Origin of the sequence: Listeria monocytogenes ATCC 19117, assembly GCF_000307025.1 — a bacterium.
GTDB lineage: Bacteria > Bacillota > Bacilli > Lactobacillales > Listeriaceae > Listeria > Listeria monocytogenes_B.
This window is the reverse complement of sequence record NC_018584.1, coordinates 147,099-167,054: the sequence shown is the minus strand read 5'-3', so window position 1 is coordinate 167,054 and position 19,956 is coordinate 147,099. Positions and strand designations below refer to the sequence as shown.

General features: G+C 37.5%; 20 protein-coding genes and 1 riboswitch. Of the genes, 2 read left to right on the top strand and 18 right to left on the bottom strand.

Annotated elements, in window-relative coordinates; genetic code table 11:
* Positions 1–10 precede the first annotated feature (10 nt).
* The 3 genes from LMOATCC19117_RS00875 to LMOATCC19117_RS00865 all read right to left on the bottom strand — a co-directional run bounded on the left by LMOATCC19117_RS00875 (position 11) and on the right by LMOATCC19117_RS00865 (position 5,576).
* A complete protein-coding gene (locus LMOATCC19117_RS00875; RefSeq protein WP_014929007.1) occupies positions 11–2,095 on the bottom strand; it encodes a SpaA isopeptide-forming pilin-related protein in 2,085 nt (694 codons plus the stop codon).
* A gap of 284 nt (positions 2,096–2,379) precedes the next feature.
* Positions 2,380–3,192: a sugar-phosphatase gene (yidA, locus tag LMOATCC19117_RS00870; RefSeq protein WP_003725481.1), complete on the bottom strand. Its 813-nt coding sequence runs from the start codon at positions 3,190–3,192 to the stop codon at positions 2,380–2,382.
* 44 nt (positions 3,193–3,236) lie between these two features.
* On the bottom strand, positions 3,237–5,576 hold the full coding sequence (locus LMOATCC19117_RS00865) for an ATP-dependent DNA helicase (RefSeq protein ID WP_003734704.1): 2,340 nt from the start codon (positions 5,574–5,576) through the stop codon (positions 3,237–3,239).
* Between the two features lie 277 nt (positions 5,577–5,853).
* Here LMOATCC19117_RS00865 and LMOATCC19117_RS00860 point away from each other — a divergent pair, with 277 nt between their 5' ends.
* Positions 5,854–6,534, top strand: coding sequence for a Crp/Fnr family transcriptional regulator (locus LMOATCC19117_RS00860; RefSeq protein WP_003725479.1), 681 nt, complete (start codon positions 5,854–5,856; stop codon positions 6,532–6,534).
* A gap of 3 nt (positions 6,535–6,537) precedes the next feature.
* Here LMOATCC19117_RS00860 and LMOATCC19117_RS00855 read toward each other — a convergent pair whose 3' ends face one another.
* The 3 genes from LMOATCC19117_RS00855 to LMOATCC19117_RS00845 are packed head-to-tail and all read right to left on the bottom strand — an operon-like array spanning position 6,538 to position 8,951.
* A complete protein-coding gene (locus tag LMOATCC19117_RS00855) occupies positions 6,538–7,344 on the bottom strand; it encodes a metal ABC transporter permease (protein ID WP_003725478.1) in 807 nt (268 codons plus the stop codon).
* Complete coding sequence (locus LMOATCC19117_RS00850) at positions 7,293–7,997, bottom strand: metal ABC transporter ATP-binding protein (RefSeq protein ID WP_003725477.1); 705 nt, start codon at positions 7,995–7,997, stop codon at positions 7,293–7,295. Before LMOATCC19117_RS00850 ends, LMOATCC19117_RS00855 begins: the two co-directional genes overlap by 52 nt.
* 12 nt (positions 7,998–8,009) lie before the next feature.
* Entirely contained in the window at positions 8,010–8,951 is a 942-nt protein-coding gene (locus LMOATCC19117_RS00845; RefSeq protein ID WP_003728195.1) for a metal ABC transporter substrate-binding protein, read from the bottom strand.
* Positions 8,952–9,173: 222 nt separating this feature from the next.
* Between LMOATCC19117_RS00845 and LMOATCC19117_RS00840 the strand changes: the two genes are divergently transcribed.
* Positions 9,174–10,829 carry a peptide ABC transporter substrate-binding protein gene (locus tag LMOATCC19117_RS00840; protein WP_003734703.1) on the top strand — a complete coding sequence of 552 codons (1,656 nt, stop codon included), beginning with the start codon at positions 9,174–9,176 and terminating at the stop codon, positions 10,827–10,829.
* 132 nt (positions 10,830–10,961) lie between these two features.
* Here the strand turns inward: LMOATCC19117_RS00840 and LMOATCC19117_RS00835 are convergent, their stop codons facing one another.
* The 12 genes from LMOATCC19117_RS00835 to LMOATCC19117_RS00780 form a co-directional block, all read right to left on the bottom strand.
* On the bottom strand, positions 10,962–11,273 hold the full coding sequence (locus tag LMOATCC19117_RS00835) for a hypothetical protein (protein WP_003728197.1): 312 nt from the start codon (positions 11,271–11,273) through the stop codon (positions 10,962–10,964).
* Between the two features lie 43 nt (positions 11,274–11,316).
* Entirely contained in the window at positions 11,317–11,688 is a 372-nt protein-coding gene (gene cdiI, locus LMOATCC19117_RS00830) for a ribonuclease toxin immunity protein CdiI (RefSeq protein ID WP_003734702.1), read from the bottom strand.
* An 839-nt stretch (positions 11,689–12,527) separates the two neighbouring features.
* Entirely contained in the window at positions 12,528–12,761 is a 234-nt protein-coding gene (locus LMOATCC19117_RS00825; RefSeq protein ID WP_003728200.1) for an Imm74 family immunity protein, read from the bottom strand.
* 5 nt (positions 12,762–12,766) lie between these two features.
* Positions 12,767–13,003, bottom strand: a complete 237-nt coding sequence (locus LMOATCC19117_RS00820) for a hypothetical protein (protein ID WP_003726469.1) — start codon at positions 13,001–13,003, stop codon at positions 12,767–12,769.
* Between the two features lie 231 nt (positions 13,004–13,234).
* Positions 13,235–13,678, bottom strand: a complete 444-nt coding sequence (locus tag LMOATCC19117_RS00815; RefSeq protein ID WP_003734701.1) for a hypothetical protein — start codon at positions 13,676–13,678, stop codon at positions 13,235–13,237.
* A gap of 20 nt (positions 13,679–13,698) precedes the next feature.
* Positions 13,699–13,941: a DUF1871 family protein gene (locus tag LMOATCC19117_RS00810; RefSeq protein WP_003726467.1), complete on the bottom strand. Its 243-nt coding sequence runs from the start codon at positions 13,939–13,941 to the stop codon at positions 13,699–13,701.
* A gap of 9 nt (positions 13,942–13,950) precedes the next feature.
* A complete protein-coding gene (locus LMOATCC19117_RS00805; RefSeq protein WP_003734700.1) occupies positions 13,951–15,255 on the bottom strand; it encodes a T7SS effector LXG polymorphic toxin in 1,305 nt (434 codons plus the stop codon).
* Positions 15,252–15,620, bottom strand: coding sequence for a hypothetical protein (locus tag LMOATCC19117_RS00800; RefSeq protein ID WP_003726463.1), 369 nt, complete (start codon positions 15,618–15,620; stop codon positions 15,252–15,254). Before LMOATCC19117_RS00800 ends, LMOATCC19117_RS00805 begins: the two co-directional genes overlap by 4 nt.
* Positions 15,621–15,905 carry a DUF3130 domain-containing protein gene (locus LMOATCC19117_RS00795; protein WP_003726462.1) on the bottom strand — a complete coding sequence of 95 codons (285 nt, stop codon included), beginning with the start codon at positions 15,903–15,905 and terminating at the stop codon, positions 15,621–15,623.
* A 200-nt stretch (positions 15,906–16,105) separates the two neighbouring features.
* Positions 16,106–16,999, bottom strand: a complete 894-nt coding sequence (locus LMOATCC19117_RS00790; RefSeq protein ID WP_041931067.1) for an ABC transporter permease — start codon at positions 16,997–16,999, stop codon at positions 16,106–16,108.
* Positions 17,000–17,009: 10 nt separating this feature from the next.
* Positions 17,010–17,960, bottom strand: coding sequence for an ABC transporter permease (locus tag LMOATCC19117_RS00785; protein WP_003724034.1), 951 nt, complete (start codon positions 17,958–17,960; stop codon positions 17,010–17,012).
* Positions 17,961–18,061: 101 nt separating this feature from the next.
* Positions 18,062–19,636, bottom strand: coding sequence for an ABC transporter substrate-binding protein (locus LMOATCC19117_RS00780; protein ID WP_003724033.1), 1,575 nt, complete (start codon positions 19,634–19,636; stop codon positions 18,062–18,064).
* Between the two features lie 86 nt (positions 19,637–19,722).
* Positions 19,723–19,825, bottom strand: a riboswitch (SAM riboswitch).
* Positions 19,826–19,956 lie beyond the last annotated feature (131 nt).

Below are 19,956 nucleotides of genomic sequence, written 5' to 3'. Positions count from 1 at the left end.
CCTGTTTTTTCTATTTTCGTTTCAGCAGAAGACCACTTAATGACAAGGCTATTAGGATTACTCCTAAGCCAGCAAAACTATTTGTATCTCCTGTTTTAGGAAGACTTTTAGTTATTCTTATCTGGGTTGTTTTTGGACTATCCTCGCTGTTTTCTGATTTCTTAGGCGTAACTGGTACTGCTGGTTTTGTTGGTGGCACAGTTGGTTCGTATGGTACTGGTGGTAACGGAGTAGGCGGTATTGGTGTTGGTGGCACTGGTGTTGGTGGTACTGGTGTTGGCGGTACTAATGTGTTTTCTTTTGTTACTTTTACCGGCTGGTCAGTCTCACCAGCGATGATTTCAAAAACAACTGGCGTCGTATCAAGTTCATATCCAATTGGGGCTTTTGTTTCGACAAATTGGTATGTTCCTGGTACTAAATCAGTTACGTTTAAAACGCCATTTTCATCCGTAGTTAAACCAGTTTGTAATGTGTTTCCTTCTTTATTTTGTAATTCGAATGTTGCTCCGGCTAGGGTTGCTTTGGTTGCTGAGTCTAGCTTTGTTAGTTCCACGGAGCCAACTTCTAGTGTGTTTTCTTTTGTTACTTTTACTATTTGATCTGTCTCGCTTGCGATGATTTCAAAACTTACTGGACTGTTGTCTAACTTGTAGCCTGTTGGAGCACTTGTTTCGATAAATTGGTAACTGCCGGGTACTAAATCAGTTACTTTTAGAACGCCATTTTCATCTGTAGTTAAACCAGTTTGTAATGTGTTTCCTTCTTTATCTTGTAATTCGAATGTTGCTCCGGCTAGGGTTGCTTTGGTTGCTGAGTCTAGCTTTGTTAGTTCCACGGAGCCTGTGTTAAGCGTATTTTCTTTTGTCACGGTAATTGCTTGATTATTTTCACCAATAGTAAATTCAACTGGTGTTGTATCAAGTTTGTAGCCTGTCGGGGCTTTTGTTTCTATTAATTGGTAGGTGTCAAATTTCAGATCAGCAATGCTAAGTTGTCCGCTCGCATTTGTTGTAATGTTTTCTTGTAGCACAGTGCCTTTTGAATCCACCAACTTGAATTCCGCACCTTCGAGGGTTGCTTTTGTTTTCGCATCTTCTTTCGTGAGTGTTACTGAACCGGTTGTCCCGCCGCCTTCACCGCCTCCGCCTGATGCAGGTGTCCAAGTGGACGTTTGCTTGGGTACAAAATCAGTTCCGGCTAGTTTAGCGGTATTATCGTACTGGGTAGACTTCCCGCCATCTGTTGCGGTTGTTGTATAAGAAATTTGCACAGAATCCGTTAAATCTCCTAGTGCTACACTAAACCCGTCACTTGTTGCGGAAAAATTGGTGCTGGAAATAGCCGCGCCTGCTGTAAATATCCGATCTGCGGAATAAGTTCCATGAAAAGCTTTGATAGAATCAAAATTTAATGTTTGTTTTGAGCCGATGATATCCGTGAAAACGGCATTTGGAATGTTCACTTTGGCGTAGTTCACTCGAATAACCCAATGAATCAGACTTGGATTACTAGCATCCACCCAACCATATTTGAAAAGCGTTTCTGTCGGGCTAACTGGGGTTTTCTCACCAACTTTTACATCTATTTGTGTCGTTCCATTTTCAAGAGGAAATTCTAAATCAACTGTTTCATTTCCAGTAATTACTTTTTGGTTAAAAGTGGTCCAGAAATCCAGTTCTCCTTTAATATCGGAATGTTTTTCTACATAATCACTGAAAACGAGGGTAACTTGATTGGTTGCCCTTTTTACAGTGGCCGTTCCAACTACTTGACCATTACTATCTTTCACGTCAAAAGCGAGATCAGTTGCGAGCGCCAATTGGCTTGGCAGTGTGAAATCCATTGTGTCTCCAGCTTTTACGTTTGTTGAATTCGGAATAGACCATGTGTAGTGCACATCCATATTGTCATAGTAGCCAAAATCTGTTTGCGGCACACCGTCTTTGTCTAAGAGTTCTACTGTGTTTAAAAACTGAGAACCATAACTCGTTGCCGCTTTCACAACTGTTGTTTGGAAGATTGTGCTAGCGACGATTAAAATACTTAAGAAAGCTAACCCAACTTTTTTTAAAAAGTTTCCGTTTTTACTCATTACAAATTCATCCTTTACTAATGAAGTTTTGTTATTATCACATATCATATGACAATTGAGTAACTCCAAGCTATATCACTTTTCGGAAGTACTGCTCCTAAAACACCCACTTTATGAACTTTTAGTGACTTTTTTTAGGGCTATTTATCATAAAGTACTTAATTAAACAAAAAAGCCGAAACTCCTTTATAGAAAGTTTCGGCTTTTTATAGTGACTCGCATGCTTTTTAAATCTCCATTTACACTGTTTGACAATATTCTGTTTTTACTACTATTCACTATTTTTAGCGGTCCAGAATGAGCATTTGTATAGCCTGTGCCACACCATCTTCATTATTAGTAGTTGTTGTATAGTTAGCGATTTCTTTAATATGCTCTGTCGCATTACCCATTGCAACTCCCATACCAGCATACTCAATCATGGTAATATCATTTTCTTGGTCACCAATACTCATGACTTCACTTTGAGACACCCCAAGTTTTTCTGCTAAACTAGCGAGCGCTGATCCTTTATTTACGCCTTTTTGCAAGAACTCTAGGTTATAAGGAACACTCCGGACAACGTAAAATTTTTCTTTGATACTCTCTGGTAATTTTTTTATAACATCGGTAATTTTTTCAGGTGAGTCTAATAGCATAACCTTGGAAACATGAATAGATTCAGGCGCTTCTTCTACAGGTAAATGATATAGTGGCGTACCAAGTAGCAGGGAATCTTGACAAGTGATTTCTGTGATTTTTCGGCTTGGTACATACATGTTTTTCCCATCAAAATAAGTGACGTTAACATTTTCCGCATGACAAAATGCATAAATTTCTTCTAGTTCAGTTTTATTTAAGGTTATATCTGCTAATGTTTTTTCTGAAGCTGTTTCTAACACGACCGCCCCATTAAACGTAATTGCGTAATCCCCTTCATCTAAAAGATCTAGTTCAATTAAGCTTTTTTTAATTCCTGCAAGTGGACGGCCTGTACATAATACTACTTTTACCCCTTTTGCTTTCGCAGCTTTAATAGAGTCACGCACGGCTAGTGTGATTTCGTGTGCGTCGTTTAATAAAGTGCCATCAATATCTATCGCGATAATTTTATACATAATTTCCTCCCAAAATGACTAATTACTTCTATTCTACTAGAAAATTAGCTATTCCGCCAAAATCCGGCCACTTCTCGGGAGATATCGTCTGTGCTCTTCACTGTTTTCGCATGATTCCAGTGCGTAGGGAACAACGCTCGGTAACGATCGGCAGAAAATCGTTCTTCTATTAACAACACTACGCCACGATCTGATTCTCCTCGAATAACCCGGCCAACTGCTTGAAGCACCTTATTCATTCCTGGTATCTGATATGCATAATCAAATCCCTGACCAATCGTTTCATTATAATAATCTTTAATTAAATCAGATTCGTGATTCAATTGCGCAAGTCCTACACCAACGACAGCCGCACCGACTAATCGGTTCCCGCGAAGATCTACCCCTTCTGAAAAAACGCCTCCTAAAACGCAAAAGCCAATCAAGGTTTCTACATTCTCTGCATGAAAATCTTCTAAAAAATGCTCTCGCTGCTTTTCATCCATAGCAGTCTCTTGTTTTTGCAACCTGATGTTAGGATATTTTTCTTTAAATAAATCATATACCTTTTGTAAATATAGAAATGATGGAAAGAAAAATATATAGTTGCCGTTTTTCCCAGAGACGAGAGCATAGAGAGCATCTACGACAGCTTCCATACTATTTTCACGCATTTGGTATTTCGTACTAATATAATCCGCTACTAGTAAATGCATGTTTTTTTGTTTAAATGGCGAAGAAAAGATCATTCTACTAGTGTCTTCTTGACCACCAAGTACATTTGTATAGTAATCTATTGGTCGAAGCGTTGCTGAAAAAAGCACCGAACTGCTTCCGAGTTTTAGCCTCTCTGATAATAAGAACGCCGGATCCAAACATAGTTGTTTTATTTCTAAATCCCTGTGATTTCTCGTAACTTGTGTGACGTAACGCTCATCATAAAACTCCGCAATGGCAGTATATCTTAAACTTTCAAAATAAAGGTCCAACACATCCACTTGTAATTCTGACTGAGTATTTTGCGGCAACCATTCCTTCGCTACAAAGGTGAATTTTAACACAGCTGCATTCCAATCAACGAGTTCACTTTTTTGGACATAAGTCGTTTTTTCTAAGTCCTTTAGTTTTTTGTTAAGCACAATCATTTCTTTATTCATCACATTTATTGCATTTAGCAATCGTTTGTTCTTTTTTGAATCTAGTCCCCGTTTGACTTGCATAACTGTTGATTTTTTTAATGTCGCCGAATACATCGAGCGCGCACGGTCTACTAAATTATGCACTTCATCTACAAGAAAAGTATATTTTCCCGGTCCTTCTGCAAAAAAGCGTTTTAAGTAAACTACTGGGTCGAATAAATAATTATAATCACAAACTATTACATCACAAAAAAGAGCCACATCCAGCGATAATTCAAATGGACAAAGTGTGTATTTTCGGGCATAACCCTCAACAACTTGACGGGTAATCGCTTCTTCGGATTGCAACATATCAAACAACGCTTCGTTCAAACGATCATAATAACCACGCGCAAATTGGCAATGATCTGGTTCACATTTCCGCTCGTCTAAAAAACATATCTTATCCTTCGCAGTTATTGTAACACTCCTTGCAGCCAGTCCTTTACGACGCATCTCATCTAGTGCATCTTCGGCAACTTGTCGCGTGATTGTTTTTGCAGTAAAGTAAAATAATTTATCCGTTTTCCCTTCACCCATAGCTTTAATACCGGGAAACAAGGTCGACATTGTTTTGCCGATACCTGTGGGTGCTTCACAAAACAAACTTTCTTCTGAAGATATTGTTCGGTACACCGCAATGGCGAGCTCTCTTTGCCCACTTCGATAGTTGTCGTATGGAAACGTTAATTCTTGAATTGTTTTATTTCGTTTCATTTCCCAAGCGGCAGATGCCTTTGCCCAAATAGCATATTGGGAAAGTAAATCGTCCACAAAAACACTCAGTTCCTCGCGACTCATTACACGTTGAAATTGTTTTACTTCTTTGTCAACTACTTGATAATACGTTAATTGCAGAGTAACTTCTGCCAAATCGGACTTTTCTGCAAGCATAAATCCATAACAAATAAGTTGCGCCCAGTGAAGAGGTCGAAAATCTTCGGTAATTTCATCCATTGGCGTCTCTGTTGTTTTAATTTCATCAATCATCCGACTATTTATGATGCCATCTGCGCGTCCATCAAGCGAAAAAGCAATTCCGTCCACTATTCGTTCTAGGTTTAGCCGTACTTCTGCGGCATATTCTTCCCCAGCTTCTTTTTGGAGTAATTGATGAATTTTTGTTCCTTCTAAGGCGCGGTCTGAATTTGTCATCCGGTTATCAATACTACCGCTTCTCCGCACAAACTCTACTAAACGCCTAACTGAAATACGCACTCTCCTCATCAATAGTCCTCCTTTACAATCCAGTTGAATTATAACACAGAACCTACGTTCGTAACAATTCAATAAAAAATACTAATTTTGGACTTTTATGATAAGACATTCTAAACTCGCGCACAAGAGCGACTATACAGCACTTTTCACTAAAAAAAGACTTTTAATGATTTAAATATTTCACATTTTAGAAACATTTACACGTGAAATACTATTAGACTGCGTATAACTGTTCTTTTGCATTCTGATACAATTATGTTTACAAAAGAAGATTGGAGAAAACGTCATGCCAAAAAATTTATATAATTATCAAGAATTTATTCGTTTATCCCATGAAGGAAAAATAGCTTTTGAACAAATTGATGTACCAAAAAACGCCAGCCTATTAACAGAAAAAATCGATATAGATAACCATATTTATCTTGTAGTTGATGGATATATTGCTTTGATTTTAAATGATGGTAGCCAAAATCCCAAAATCTATTCTATTCAAGGTAAAGGAACATTTTTGAACTATTTTACATTACTCGACCGAAGTAATAATCATTTCAATTTTAAGACTCTCTCTGGATGTTCATTATATAAGTATTCGAAAGCAGATATGGAGTATTTTCTTTCAATGTTTCCCGAAAATTTCGGATTCCAATTTTTCATAATGAAAAACCAGACTACTCACATTTACTTTAAAAGCTTAATGGCAAGTAGTCCGGCTTCTGAAAAACTTAAAACGACCTTTTCGAATATGGCTTTGTTACACGGGGTTCTGAGTGATGATGACACAGTAATTCTTCCTCAAGCAATTAAAACAAGTCATCTACTTTCTTATAGTAATCTTTCGAAAAGCTGTTTTTACAAAGATTTGCAGCATCTCAAAACAACCAATCAGATTGAAAAGAAAGAAAAAAGTTGGATTATTCATGACCAAGAGCTTTATGCAATGATACAAAATGGTCAAACATCGTTCTAAAAATCATTTCCGTGCCATTTTTAAAACAACGGTCGAAATAATGAAAAGAATGATAAACATTAAGGTAATTGTTGCGCCAGGTGGGGTTCCTAGTTGGTAGGAAGACACAAGGCCGGAAAACATTCCGACTAAGCCAATCAGAATTGCACTAATAACACACATCAGGAACCCTTTTGAAATTCGCATACCGATTGCAGCTGGTAATATAATAAGTGCTGAAACGAGTAACGCTCCGGCTATTGGCATAATAACAGCAATCGCAATCCCAGTAACCACACTGAATAAAAGCGAAATCAAACGCACAGGGACTCCTTCTGCAACTGCAACATCTTCACTAAAAGTAAGTACAAACATAAACCTTTTAAACACTAAGAACAATACTACGATAGCTATTCCTAAAATTACCAACAGCTGCACTTGCGCCTTACTGATTGTTACAATCGAACCAAATAAGTATTGCTGCACGCTTGTTGTAATTCCACCCTGATCCAAACTCATCAACACTAACGCCACAGCAAGTCCACCAGCCATTAGTATCGCAATGGACAACTCTGAATAAGTTGCATAAACCCCGCGCAAATACTCAATCCCGAGCGCCGCAATAACTACTACAATAAGCGTTGTCACACTGGGATTCACATTTAAAACCAACCCAAAGGCCACACCTGCAAGCGACACATGCGAAAGCGTATCCGCCATAAGTGACTGTCTTCGAATAATCAAGAAAACTCCTAAAAGAGGAGCAATTATAGCAATTATCATTGATGCTTGGAAGGCTCTTTGCATAAATCCATAGAGAAACATTTCCATGACACATCCTCCTTTCTAATAAGGCGAATATGCTTATCGACAAAATCTTCCATTTCTTCACTATCGTGCGTTACCATTAAAATCGCTTTACCATGTACTTGTGCTTCATGCCTTAATAAATCATAAAAACGGATTTTACTTTGTTTATCCATTGCCGTTTGCGGTTCATCCAAAATTAATATATCTGGGTCGGTTGCAAACATTCGGGCCAGGCAAATCCGTTGTTTTTGACCACCTGATAGCTCACCGATACGTTTATGCCGATAATCCCACATTTCTACAGATTTCAATGCTTTTTCAACATGCGCATGATCTTTTGTAGTCAGCCGTTTGAACCATTTACCATTTGGAAAACGACCTGACCGTACTAGTTCGAGAACTGTACTTGGAAAACCCGCATTAAATGATGCTATTTGTTGTGGTACATAACCTGTCAAAAGTCGCCCGCCATCTGCGTTCTTTTTGGCGAAAGTAACGGAACCTTTATCGGGTTGTAAAATGCCCAAAATAATACGGAGCAGTGTTGATTTAGCTGCTCCGTTTTCTCCTGTTAGTATAATAAATTCTCCCGCACTCACTTGAAAAGAAATGTTTTCAAGCACTGGTTCGGATTCGTATTTAAAACCAATATTGGCTATATCGATGTATTTCATTTGATCGCTTCCTTATTTTATTGTTTTTTGCAAGGCTTGTAAGTTTTGTTCCATATAAGCAATATAATCCATGCCTTTTTTCTGTTCTTTATCCGTAATTCCTTCGATAGGGCTTAGTACTTCTAGTTTTGCTCCCGTTTCGTTTGCAAGTGTTTCTGCAACTTTTGGTGAAGCTACTTCTTCAAAATAAATGGTGCTGATATTATTTTCTTTCACGTATTTTTGTAATTCCGCTAATCGTGCTGGGCTTGGTTCTTGGTCAGGTGAAAGGCCGGCGATTGCCACTTGATGCAAGTCATACTCTTTTGCTAAATATTGGAAGGCTGCATGTTGGGTTACGAAATCGCGTTGTTTTGCTCCTTCAAAAGCTGTTTTAAATTTGTTGTCGAGTGTTTTTAATTTCTCTTTATATGTTTCTGCGTTCTTTTTGTATGTATCTGCATTTGTTTTATCTGCTTTTGTAAGACCGTTCTGGATATTAGTCACTTCTTGTTCGGCAAGGACTGGGCTTAGCCATACGTGAGGATCATGTTCATGGTGGTGTCCTTCTTCGTGCTCATGATCATGGTCTTCTTCTTCGGTTCCTTCTACTAGCTCGATTCCTTTACTCGCGTCAATCACGGTTAATTTTTTCGAATCTAAGCTTTTAAGTACGCTCGGCACCCAAGTTTCCATGTCTTCACTGTTATAAACGAAAACATCAGCCGCTTCGATTTTGGCAATATCCTTTGCGCTTGGCTCGTAATCATGCGGTTCTGTCCCCGCATCAATCAACATTTCAATGGAAGCATTATCTCCCGCAACATTTTTCGTAAAATCGTACATTGGATAAAAAGTTGTCACTACCTTGAGCTTGTCCTTATCTCCACTTACTTTATTGTTGCTAGCACCGCATCCGGCCAAAACTAAAACGAACGCCAACACTGTTACAACTAAAAATGACCATTTTTTCATATTACCTCTCCTTTTTCGTAATGATTACGATTTAAAACTTAAAGTTACACTATGTAAATTATGATTGCGTATCGCAAAACGTAATCATTCTTATTTGCACAAAATATCTTATCACGGGATTATTTTTGCGTCAAGCAGTTTTTTTGCCAAATCATTAACTTGACTTATCTTATCGGAATACTTATAATAACGATAAATACACAGATAGAAGGGGAGAAAACCATGCATTTTTTAAAGAAAACATTGCCTATTTTTGCCATTTTGACAGTACTTTTACTTACAGCTTGCGGAAATGACAATGAAAAATCTACGACAAAAACTTCCCCGGACAAAATTAAATTTCTTGAAACCAGTGAATTACTGACTTTAAATACGACAGCTGAGGAAGACTTTGCTAGCTTCACCGCGCAAAACCAAGTCTTCGAGGGATTATACACACTTGATCAAAAAGATAACTTTGTTCCTGGGGTTGCTGGTGGAATGCCAGAAATCAGCGCTGACCAAACGAAATACACCATTAAATTAAAGAAAAATGCGAAATGGTCCGATGGTTCTCAAGTAACCGCTGATGATTTCGTCTACGCGTGGCGCCGTGCCGTTGATCCAAAAACTGCACCTGGGTACTCCGCGCTCTTCAAAGATTCGATTAAAAACGCCACTGAAATCAATGAAGGCAAACTACCTGTAACTGACCTTGGTGTCGTTGCAACTGACCCAACAACGCTTGAAATCACACTTAAAAAACCAGTTCCTTACTTCATCTCACTTCTTTCTTTTGAAACATTTTTCCCACAAAAAGAAAGCTTTGTGAAAAAACAAGGCGACAAATACGGGACAGATAGTGCGCACACTTTATACAATGGTCCTTTTGTTATGAAGGATTGGGGCGGCAACATTACGAATAAATGGACTTACGCGAAAAACGACCAATATTGGGACAAAGATAATGTCAAAGTAAATGAAATTGATGTGCAAGTCGCGAAAGATATTAACGCCGGCGTGAACCTTTATAATACAAACGAAGCTGACCGCGTGCCACTTTCAGGCGATTTTGCGAAACAATACAAAGACAAGAAAGATTTCCAAACGGAAAAAGATGCGCTGATTAGTTATTTGCGCATGAATCAAAAACGCGACGGTAAAGCGACTCCACTTGCGAATAATTCCTTGCGTCACGCGCTTAATTTAGCTGTCGATAAGAAACAACTAACGGATCGGATTCTCGGGGACGGCTCATTCCCGGCGAATGGACTGCTTCCAAAAGATTTCGTCCAAAACCCAACAACGGGCGCTGATTTCCGCACAGATAGCGGCGACCATTTAGTTTATAACAAAGAAGAAGCTTTAAAATATTGGAAACAAGCACAAAAAGAACTTGGCACTGACAAAGTAACAATCGAACTTCTCGGCGATGACCAAGAAACAACGAAAACCATTTTCGCTTATTTGAAAGCGCAGTTTGAAGATAATTTGCCTGGTGTGACGATTAAAGTGAAAAATATGCCTTCGAAGAGCGCGACACAGCTAACTTCTGATGGTAATTATGACTTGTCACTGGCTGCTTGGATGCCTGATTTTAAAGATCCGTGGACATATAGCAGTTTGTTCTTATCCGATTACTTTAATAACCATATGAGTTATAACAGTCCTGCTTATGATAGACTTGTAAAATCAACTGATACAACACTTGCGACGAAGCCTGAAGAACGTTGGAATGCGTTCGTAGCTTCTGAGAAAGTTCTGCTTGATGATGACGCGGCGATCTTACCACTTTATCAACATCAAACAGCAGTGTTGCAACGTACGGATATTACCGGTGTTCAGAAACATGCTTTTGGTTCGCCTTATAGTTATAAGTTTATTCGGGTGGAGAAGTAATTCGCCAGTTTGGAAAAAGCCAGCAATTTTAAAAATTGCTGGCTTTTTGATTTATAAATTCTATCTTTGCAAGTAAGCGTGTATCTTATTTACTAACGACACCAATCAGATAATAGAAGAATACCTTTTTATTTAATTTTCAATGTAACCTTCAGCATCATCAATAAAAAATGTTAATTTCAAATCAGGAATTTTTTTATCTAGTTCTCTTAAACAAGAAATAAATTTCCTGCTTTGTATTTTTTCGGAAACATCATCAAAAACCGAACTAATTAACAATACATCTTCCTTTGAACAATTCTTTAAATAATTGATAGTTTCATCTTCGCTCATAGATAAAATATTGGTTAGTTCTGCCCAATTTCTTTCAAGTCCAAAGTCATCTTCTTCATGTATGCTTCTTCGTTGTTCTAAATTCTCTTTAATTTGATTAGATATATTCATAATGTCCTCCCATTTACATATTTATTTTATGTAATTAAGATATCTATATTGAATATAATTCTTGATATTTTTTTAACTCATTATCTACGAGTAATTTTTTTGCGGGGTAGGATTCCACATACCTGTTACATATAATATTCAAATAATAATAAAATTGTTTATAGTCAATCACTATTTCACTTCCAGAGTATAATCCAAACTCTACTCCGCCAAATCCTTCCCCCTGAGCAATATCATATTCATCTAAGTCTCCCGGAAAAAGACATGTACCCGATTCCACTCCAAATCCCTCTCCTTTTGAAACGGAATTTATAATTGAAATAAATTCTTCATCAGAAATTTCATCAAAAACTACTTTTACTGGGTATTGTTTTTCATTAATTAAATCGCTATTTTTGATTCTTTCATGAAACACATTATTTTTCCTCCTACTCATTCAGGATAAGTGGTTAAAAACGAATTCTTAATTGTCACTGTAGTTGTGGACATAGAATTTTTAGTTAAAGCTCTCTCATATGATACCAACCATGTAATAAGGTGCTTTTATTCTACTGCTTATCTTTCCAAAAAAGAGATATTTTTTTGATCCAATTCTTCCACAATAATATCTTTACAAACTACAGAAATTGTCATAATTGATAAATTAAGGAAAGAATCAATAAATTCTTCGTTATCTCCATGCTTTTCCAGAGAAATATCTTGCATAAAGTATCCTAATTGTCCCTAACTCATATCTCTAACTTTCATATTAGTGTCTGGAGCAAAACTGTTTTTGTACGATACCTTGTAACAATTCATAAATTTAATTATATATACTTGGTCCTCTTCTCCCTCAAATATTACATGAAATTCATCACCAAAATAGAGTGTTTACAATCAAATACTCTAGCATCCCAGTATTCTGTATCCTCAATCACTTTTTGTATCATTTCAATTTTTTTCATAGTTCCTCCTACTTTTTATATGGAATATGAGCATCTAAAACTTTCCGCTCGAAATAAACCCGAAACACTAGATTTCTAGGTTCTCCCTTATTCGTAAGATAAATTTGTTGTATTGCTAGAAAATACAACGTAGAATACAATTCCCTGTTGCCCTGTGACTTGTTTTGAACGTCTTTTCCGTTGCCCGAGGAACTCACGAAATAGCTAGTACCTTGACTTGTCCCTCGAGCCTTTTCAGCATAATATGCCCATCGTTTGCATTGATATTTGAATTTGTACTTTCAAACCTACTCTACTTCTCGCATTTCTTTTATTCAAATGAAATTTGTACTGTATTTTCATTTGTGCTCTGTTTTACCTGGTGAATAATTTCTTGCACTTCAGATTCAGAAAGCTTTTTATTTTCATATGGAGGTTCCCAATTCTTCATAGAATCTTTAAATACAACAAATTCACCTCCAACTAACATTTCTCCATCTGCTTTCACTACATATCCATTCTCTAAATCAAATTTCACCTGTGAACTATTACCTGTAATTTTCATTTCACTTACTTCCTTTCAAAAATTATTTTTTCAAGTCCTGTTTTAGGATCAATCGTTGTTATTTTCGTTACGTTAGGATTATTTTTTAATCTAGGTAACTCAACATTTTCCCAAATATTTCCTTTTCTCAAATCCGAACCAACTACTGCACGAACTTCACCAGAAACTTGTTCTGCATAAGAACCAGAAGCCAAATCCCATGCTTTCATTGACTCAGGATTATTAAAATCCCAGTCTGGCATTTCAATATTTTTATTTCCTATTGTTGATTCTAAAGTAACGCCACCTTTACTTTTAGCTATATCAGCCCCACTGGCTTTCTTGGGAGGGAAAGTTTATTGTTTTTATGTACGAAATTTATTATCCTTTCTGTTGCTAAAAAGTTTTAAATATATATTTCAAAAATGGTCAGAGATAATGAATTCATTATCTCTGACCATTTAATGACAATACTAGCTCTTTAGAATCTAAAATTATAATACTTCGTAGAATAAGGTTGCACCATGTTCAATCATACCTATAGCCTGTTTATCATCTGCAAATTCCATGCTCTTCATTGCATTAAAATACTGACTTAAATAATTCTCAAAAGCTGAATAATCTTCTCTTCTTACAAAAAGTTTAGGAGAAATATTATCTGTAATTTCTTTTGGTAGCTTATTTCCAAAAGGAAAACCTATGATTTCTGTATCATTTTTACTAATTTCTGTTGAAATTTCATAATAATGTAACTCATATTTTAACCCACTATTTACACAAATTAGAAAAGGAGTAATCAACAATTCTAAAACTGTTTGATTTTCTTTTGAAAATAAAACCAAATTTTTAATGTTTTCTTGTGATATATAAATACTGTCATTTTCACTAAAATTATTTGGTAAGCTTTCTATTTTTCCAATTATCTCTTGTTCTTCCATCTTATTATTTCCCTCATTAATTATAGCGCTAAAATTTTTTCAGCTATTTCATCTTCGTTATTTTTAAATATTAAATTTTCTCCAAACGAATCTATGAAAATTTTTCTTATACCTTTAGCTAATACATTCATATCAATGTTATGATTTTCTTGAACAATACTAATTATTTTGTTGATTTCTTGACTATATTCATCTTTTGGAGCTAAGGGAAACAGCTCTATTGGATCCCAATCATTTATTATTTTTTCTACTTTTTCATACATAATGACACCCTACTTTCCATACAATTTTTCTATTATTTTTTCCATTCCTTCATCAAAATCTTTTTTACCCCAAGCAGTAACTAATTTGCCATCTTTGCTGACAATTGCAACACCATTTTCAGTTATAAAAGCAAATTTTTCTCCCCCATTCTGGGATAAAGCTTTTCCACGCTCCACAAAATCGTCAACTTGACTCTTAGAAAGACCACGTTGTTTCAATCTAGACATTCCATGTTCGGAGTGTTCAGACCAATTTATTTTAATATTAGGATGATTAACTAATTTACCTATTTTCCCAAAGTCCGTTCCAACTTCAACGCCATTATTTTTCTTTCTTCTGTGTAACCAATCTTTAGAAACCTTGAACTTCTTCCCTTTATAACCTCCAGCAGTATAGCGGAAAACAAGACCACTTATAATACCAAACCCTTGCGCTTTACTTATCTCTTGCCCAGTAACCGGGTCTATTCCTTCTTTCACCGATTGAATTACTGCCTGCAACAACTCGGCTTCTTCCTGTGCTTCATTGCTTTCATGTGGTAATTTCCCGTTAAGCACGGCGGCATTGTACGCGTTCGTTGCTTCTACGTCTACTATACCATTTTTCATTAACACCCACATTTGACCGCGGTACGTTTTTTGATATTCGTCAAAATTGAATGTTGTTTCGTTGTTTTTTAGCGCTTTTCCTAAGGCGTTTTGCATCCGGGTCACGGTGGTGAAATTCAATTTGCTCATATCATAGGTGCCCGTTTTACTGTTAAACTGAATATTCGACTGGAGTTCGCGAATGGTTTGCTGAATTCCTTGGACTAAATCGGTTAAATTATCAAAAAAACCGCCATGACTTTGTTCAAAAGCCAAGTATTTTTCTAAGATATTTTCTTGTTTGTAGGCGATACTCAGCTGGGAACGGTAACTTTGCATTTGCCCTTCTGTTCCAGTATTCATTCGCTGGGCTAGTGCTTCTTTTTTCGCTTCGATGCGATCAATCATTTTCCCGAGTTCGTATAAGCCGTCCGCATCAATTCTCGCATCAGCAGAACCGTCCACTTGGGCGTGGAAATCAGCTATATATTGCGCTAATCGTTCTTCGCTTTCGTTCATTGCTTCGATTATCGCATCACATAATGGAAAATAGGTCATTTGATAGTAATTTTTCGATGCATCAATCGCTTTTCCTTTTAAACTGCCGTCTTCGGTATAGTTTTTCACGGCTTTTTTGATGTCTTTAATGCTTTTTCTTCCGGCTTCATTGGCTGTATGTAGTTGGTGCGCAAAGGTTTGTATTTCTCCGATGTCAATTCGGCTCACTGTAACAACTCCTTTTGTAAATCTTGTTGTTGATTTTCTAATTGGTAGATGTTATTTTGGCAAGCGGTGATTTTTTGTTGGTGTTCTTCTTGGTTCGCTTGGATTTTTTTATGCCACTTCTGTTTTTCTTCTTCCTGTAGATCTGCCAAATAGTAGCCGAAACTTCTTGATTCTGCGCCTTGCCAAACTTCGCGCAGAAGCTCCAGCGACTCCCGTTCTTCTTGATGGACACGTGCAAAATCTTCTGCTAACCACTCTTGTTCATTTTGTTGTCGTTGTAAATCTTGCAAAAAATCTTCGGCCGCGGATTGTTCTTTTTTCAGCAGTTGCAGTTGTGTCTCCATTTGCTGGCTCTTTGCATCCATTTATTTACCTCCCAATCCCATGCCTCGTTCAAGCTCTTGGTCTTTGCGAGTAAATGATACGCCTAATTCTTTCAATCTTTTGGCATCCGTTCCTACCACACCTTGAAAATTGTCCACCGCGTCTACCAAGTCAAACAATGCTGTTCGAAAATGGTTGATGGAATTGGCTTGACTATAGGCCATATTGCCACCTTTCATCGGTAAATATTCAGTTGATTTACCTTTAGATTCTAACTTTGTCGCGTGTTTTTTCAATGTTGCTTCTTTAACTTTTATTTCACTCATTTCTGCGCCTCATCTCTGTCTATAATAATGAAACCTTATCTTTTAATTATAGCACCGCACGCATTCTCGTTTTGTGAGCGTTTTGTGAATTTATGCCTTGGAAATTGGCTAAAACACGTTTTTTACGTTTCTATTTTAAGTACCTTTTCTTTAAAAAACAAAAAAACACTTTGACTGAAAAAATCAAAGTGTTTTTACATTTAATATCTACGTGATAACCCTTTTCTCAGTACATCGCCAAGGACGTTGAATGAAAGGATGGTCATTAAAATTAGTAATCCAGGGAAAAGCGCCAAGTATGTTGCTTCGCCGACGTAACCTTGCGCATTGTTCAGCATGCTGCCCCACGAAGCGTTAGGCTGTTGAACGCCTAAGCCAAGGAAACTTAGTGCTGACTCGGTTAAAATGGCTGTAGCGACGTTTAATGAAGCTGCAACGACGATGGATGGCATCGCATTTGGAATAATGTGCTTGAACATGATGTGGAAAAATCCGCCACCTGATGACTTGGAGTATAAAATGAATTCACGTTCTTTTAATGTTAACGTCTCCGCTCGAACTATCCGCGCCACTTCTATCCAAGAAAGCAATCCGATAATGATAATAATGTTCGAAATTCCCGGTTTTAAGTATGCATTTAAAATCATTAGTAGGAAAAATGACGGAATCGACATGAAAATATCAAGAAAACGCATCACCATATTGTCAATGAATCCACCAAAGTAGCCACTAACTGTCCCAGCAAGCGTTCCAACGACAACGGCAATCATCATCGCAAATACACCGACAAGTAGTGAAACCCGGCCACCGTACAAGACACGCGTCAAGTAATCCCGACCATGGTCATCCGTCCCAAACCAGTGCGACGAATTTGGCGGCATCAGTTTGTCCTGAACGGAAAGAGCATTAGGGTCATAAGGCGAAAGGAACGCGAAAATACAAGCCACCGTAATAAGTATTAGCACACTCGTCGCAAAAACAGCTCGGCGGTCAGCAAGCATAAAACGCCAAAAACTACGCTCTCGTGTTGCGTGAACAACTTCTGCATCCCGCTCGAAATCTTGCATTGTTTTTTTCGAAAAATCTAATCGCATCATGAACTCCTCACCCCATTTCCCTAATCCGCGGATCGACAATCATATAAGCTAAATCGGCCAGCAAGTTTCCGATAATTAATAACAGCGCTGAAAATAGCGTAATCGCCATAATAACTGGATAATCTAATTGGAAAATCGCGTTAATTCCAAGCGAGCCCATGCCCGGCCATGAAAAAATACTTTCGGTAATAAAAGCGCCTGTAATGACTTGCGGAAGTGACATCCCAAGTAGTGTTATAACTGGTAGCAAGGAATTTTTCAAGACATGATGCCCCATAATTTGCACTTTGGATAGACCTTTCGCATAACCAAACAAAACATATTCTTCTTTTAATTGGTTGATGGTATTCGAGCGTACGTAACGATAATATGCCGCACACCCTTGGAAAGTCAGCGTTATAACTGGTAAAATCGCATGCTCCGCCATATCCCAAAAAGAGTCGACCCCAATCGTTCGCATCCCTAGACTTGGAAGCCAACCTAGCTGAATCGAAAATACATCTATTAAAATCATCCCAAACCAAAAAATCGGAATCGAAATCCCAATATATGAAATCCCGTTTAATACTTTATCAATCCACGTGTTTTCATAATTTGCTGCAACTAAACCAAGTGGAATCGATAATAATAGAGTCAGAACGAGCGAAGTTCCCACCAAACCAAGTGTCGCCGGAATTCTCTCTAAAATTTGTTGCAAAACTGGCTGGCTATTCACAATCGAATAACCAAGGTTTCCTTGCAACAAGTTTCCAAGCCAAATAAAGTACTGCACATAAATTGGTTGATCAAGTCCTAAACTTTGTCTAATTCGTTCCACATCGTCAGGATTCATATCAGGCGTAACAAAAGAATTCACGGGATCCCCGGGCGCTAATTTTATAAGTGCAAACGAAATAATCGAGATAATAAATAGCATCGGAATAATTTGCAATACGCGTTTTATGATTGTTTTTAGCATAATTTATCTCCTATCTAAAACACTAAAAATGACAAGTAAAAACCTGAACCTGCCAAAAACAAGCATGGCAGGCCAGATTTTTTACGAATGATTTTTAATTATTATTCCGTTAAATATAGTTTAGAAAGATCACGGAACATGGTTACTGGTTGTGGTGTGGCAGCTTTTTGACCACCGTAACGGCTATCAAGAGCTAGCACTGCATTATCATAAGAAATTGGATAAATTACAGCGTCATCAGCAATGGTGTTTTGGATTTTTTCATAGATTTCTTGACGTTCTTTATCGTCTGCAGTTACAGCACCTTTTTCCCAAAGTGCATCTAGATCTTTGTTGTGGTAGTTCGAATAGTTATATGGCGCATCGCTTAGGTATAGGGATTTATACGCATCAGGATCGTTCCCCATGATATAACCATTTAGTGCGATAGAGTAGTCTGCGTTTTTGCGGTCAAGTGTGATGTTGCTTAGTGCATTTGGATCTGTTGGTTTCAAGTCAAGCGTCACACCGATTTCTTTGTATTGTTGTTGCAAGTAAAGCGCGATACTTTCTTGTGATTTACTGTTGTTTAAATAGTAAACAGTTAGTTTTTGACTTGTATCAAAACCACTTTCTTTTACTAATTTTTTCGCTTTGGCAATGTCTTGGTCGTATGTTTCTACTTTATCCGTGAAATATTTTGTGTTTTCTGTTAGGAACGAGGAAGCTGGTTTTGCGTATTCATCTGAACCGTAAGCCGCATCAATGATTTCTTCACGATCAAGCGCATAAGAAAGGGCTTGGCGAAGTTCTTTTGATTTAAGTGCTGGTTGGTTTTCGTTGAATGTCGCATAGCTTAAGCGATTTTCCGGGTAAGTGATAATGTTTACCGCGCTCGCTTTTTCTACTTTGTTTCTATCAGAAGGTTGAATGGATTTTAGGTTGATTTCGCCATTTTGCAGTGCTAAATTAGCTGCGTTTTGGTCTTTTGTGATTCGGAAAGTAACTTTATCCAATTTTGGTTTGCCGTCAAAATAGTCGTTGAATCTTTCTAGGGAAACATATTCGCCTGTTTTGTATTCAACAAATTTGTACGGACCTGAGCCGATTGGATTTTTGTTTTTATCACTTTTCTCGATGTTTTCTACCCCTTCAAAAATGTGTTTTGGAATTGGGAAGAAAGTTTTAATTGTATTTTCAAAGGCTGGAGCAACAGTTGGTAAAGTGAATTTCACCGTTGTGTCGTCTACTGCTTCTACTTTTACAGGTTTATCGTCAAAAACAAAGTTGCCGCGGTTCGGGCTGTTTTGTTTTGTATCTAAAATAGAATTTACAGTAAATACTACATCGTCTGCAGTTAAAGGTTTGCCGTCGTGCCAAGTTAAACCATCTTTTAGTTTCACAGTGTAAGTTAAGTTGTCATCTGAAATATCTAAGCTTTTTGCAAGTGCCGGTTTCCCGTCAACTTCCCAAAATAGCGGTGCGTATACAGCTTGTTGAATCGTTAATGTTACACGGTCAGAAGCGTAGTTCGGATTGATAACTTCTGGATCCCCAGTAACGCCGATAATTAGAGAGCCGCCGTCTTTCGCTTTGCCTGAACCATTTGCTTTGTCTGAACTAGCGCCAGAGCCTCCGCAAGCTGTTAACACCAAGGCAAAAACCGAGATAACCGCTACTAATAAAAATTTCTTCATCTAACAAAAACTCCCCTCTTTAAGCGCTAAAAAATAACGCTTCCTCTGTTTTTTGGTCAGAATCGAAGCGCCTCATTAAAAGCTACTACTTATCTGCCAGAATATTACTTCTGATCGGAATTAGCATAGAACTTGCGCTCCGCTGCTGGGCTTCACTGGGCCGATTCCCTCCACCGCTCTTGATAAGAAAACGTAATACTATTATTCCTATAAGTTTACTGTGAATTAAAGATACACTGAAACAAAGCAGATGTCAAGAAGAGAAAACCGGAATTCTAAAATTTTTTATAAAAATAGACTAGGCATAAAACCTAGTCTAC

Coding starts and splice junctions, on each gene's coding strand:
- LMOATCC19117_RS00855 (WP_003725478.1), bottom strand. CDS start 7,344: ATGGAAATGTTTCTCTATGGATTTATGCAAAGAGCCTTCCAAGCATCA.
- LMOATCC19117_RS00850 (WP_003725477.1), bottom strand. CDS start 7,997: ATGAAATACATCGATATAGCCAATATTGGTTTTAAATACGAATCCGAA.
- LMOATCC19117_RS00790 (WP_041931067.1), bottom strand. CDS start 16,999: ATGCGATTAGATTTTTCGAAAAAAACAATGCAAGATTTCGAGCGGGAT.
- LMOATCC19117_RS00840 (WP_003734703.1), top strand. CDS start 9,174: ATGCATTTTTTAAAGAAAACATTGCCTATTTTTGCCATTTTGACAGTA.
- LMOATCC19117_RS00875 (WP_014929007.1), bottom strand. CDS start 2,095: ATGAGTAAAAACGGAAACTTTTTAAAAAAAGTTGGGTTAGCTTTCTTA.
- LMOATCC19117_RS00785 (WP_003724034.1), bottom strand. CDS start 17,960: ATGCTAAAAACAATCATAAAACGCGTATTGCAAATTATTCCGATGCTA.
- LMOATCC19117_RS00780 (WP_003724033.1), bottom strand. CDS start 19,636: ATGAAGAAATTTTTATTAGTAGCGGTTATCTCGGTTTTTGCCTTGGTG.
- LMOATCC19117_RS00860 (WP_003725479.1), top strand. CDS start 5,854: ATGCCAAAAAATTTATATAATTATCAAGAATTTATTCGTTTATCCCAT.
- LMOATCC19117_RS00825 (WP_003728200.1), bottom strand. CDS start 12,761: ATGAAAATTACAGGTAATAGTTCACAGGTGAAATTTGATTTAGAGAAT.
- LMOATCC19117_RS00845 (WP_003728195.1), bottom strand. CDS start 8,951: ATGAAAAAATGGTCATTTTTAGTTGTAACAGTGTTGGCGTTCGTTTTA.
- LMOATCC19117_RS00795 (WP_003726462.1), bottom strand. CDS start 15,905: ATGAGTGAAATAAAAGTTAAAGAAGCAACATTGAAAAAACACGCGACA.
- LMOATCC19117_RS00810 (WP_003726467.1), bottom strand. CDS start 13,941: ATGTATGAAAAAGTAGAAAAAATAATAAATGATTGGGATCCAATAGAG.
- LMOATCC19117_RS00815 (WP_003734701.1), bottom strand. CDS start 13,678: ATGGAAGAACAAGAGATAATTGGAAAAATAGAAAGCTTACCAAATAAT.
- LMOATCC19117_RS00835 (WP_003728197.1), bottom strand. CDS start 11,273: ATGAATATATCTAATCAAATTAAAGAGAATTTAGAACAACGAAGAAGC.
- LMOATCC19117_RS00865 (WP_003734704.1), bottom strand. CDS start 5,576: ATGAGGAGAGTGCGTATTTCAGTTAGGCGTTTAGTAGAGTTTGTGCGG.
- yidA (WP_003725481.1), bottom strand. CDS start 3,192: ATGTATAAAATTATCGCGATAGATATTGATGGCACTTTATTAAACGAC.
- LMOATCC19117_RS00800 (WP_003726463.1), bottom strand. CDS start 15,620: ATGGATGCAAAGAGCCAGCAAATGGAGACACAACTGCAACTGCTGAAA.
- LMOATCC19117_RS00820 (WP_003726469.1), bottom strand. CDS start 13,003: ATGCCAGACTGGGATTTTAATAATCCTGAGTCAATGAAAGCATGGGAT.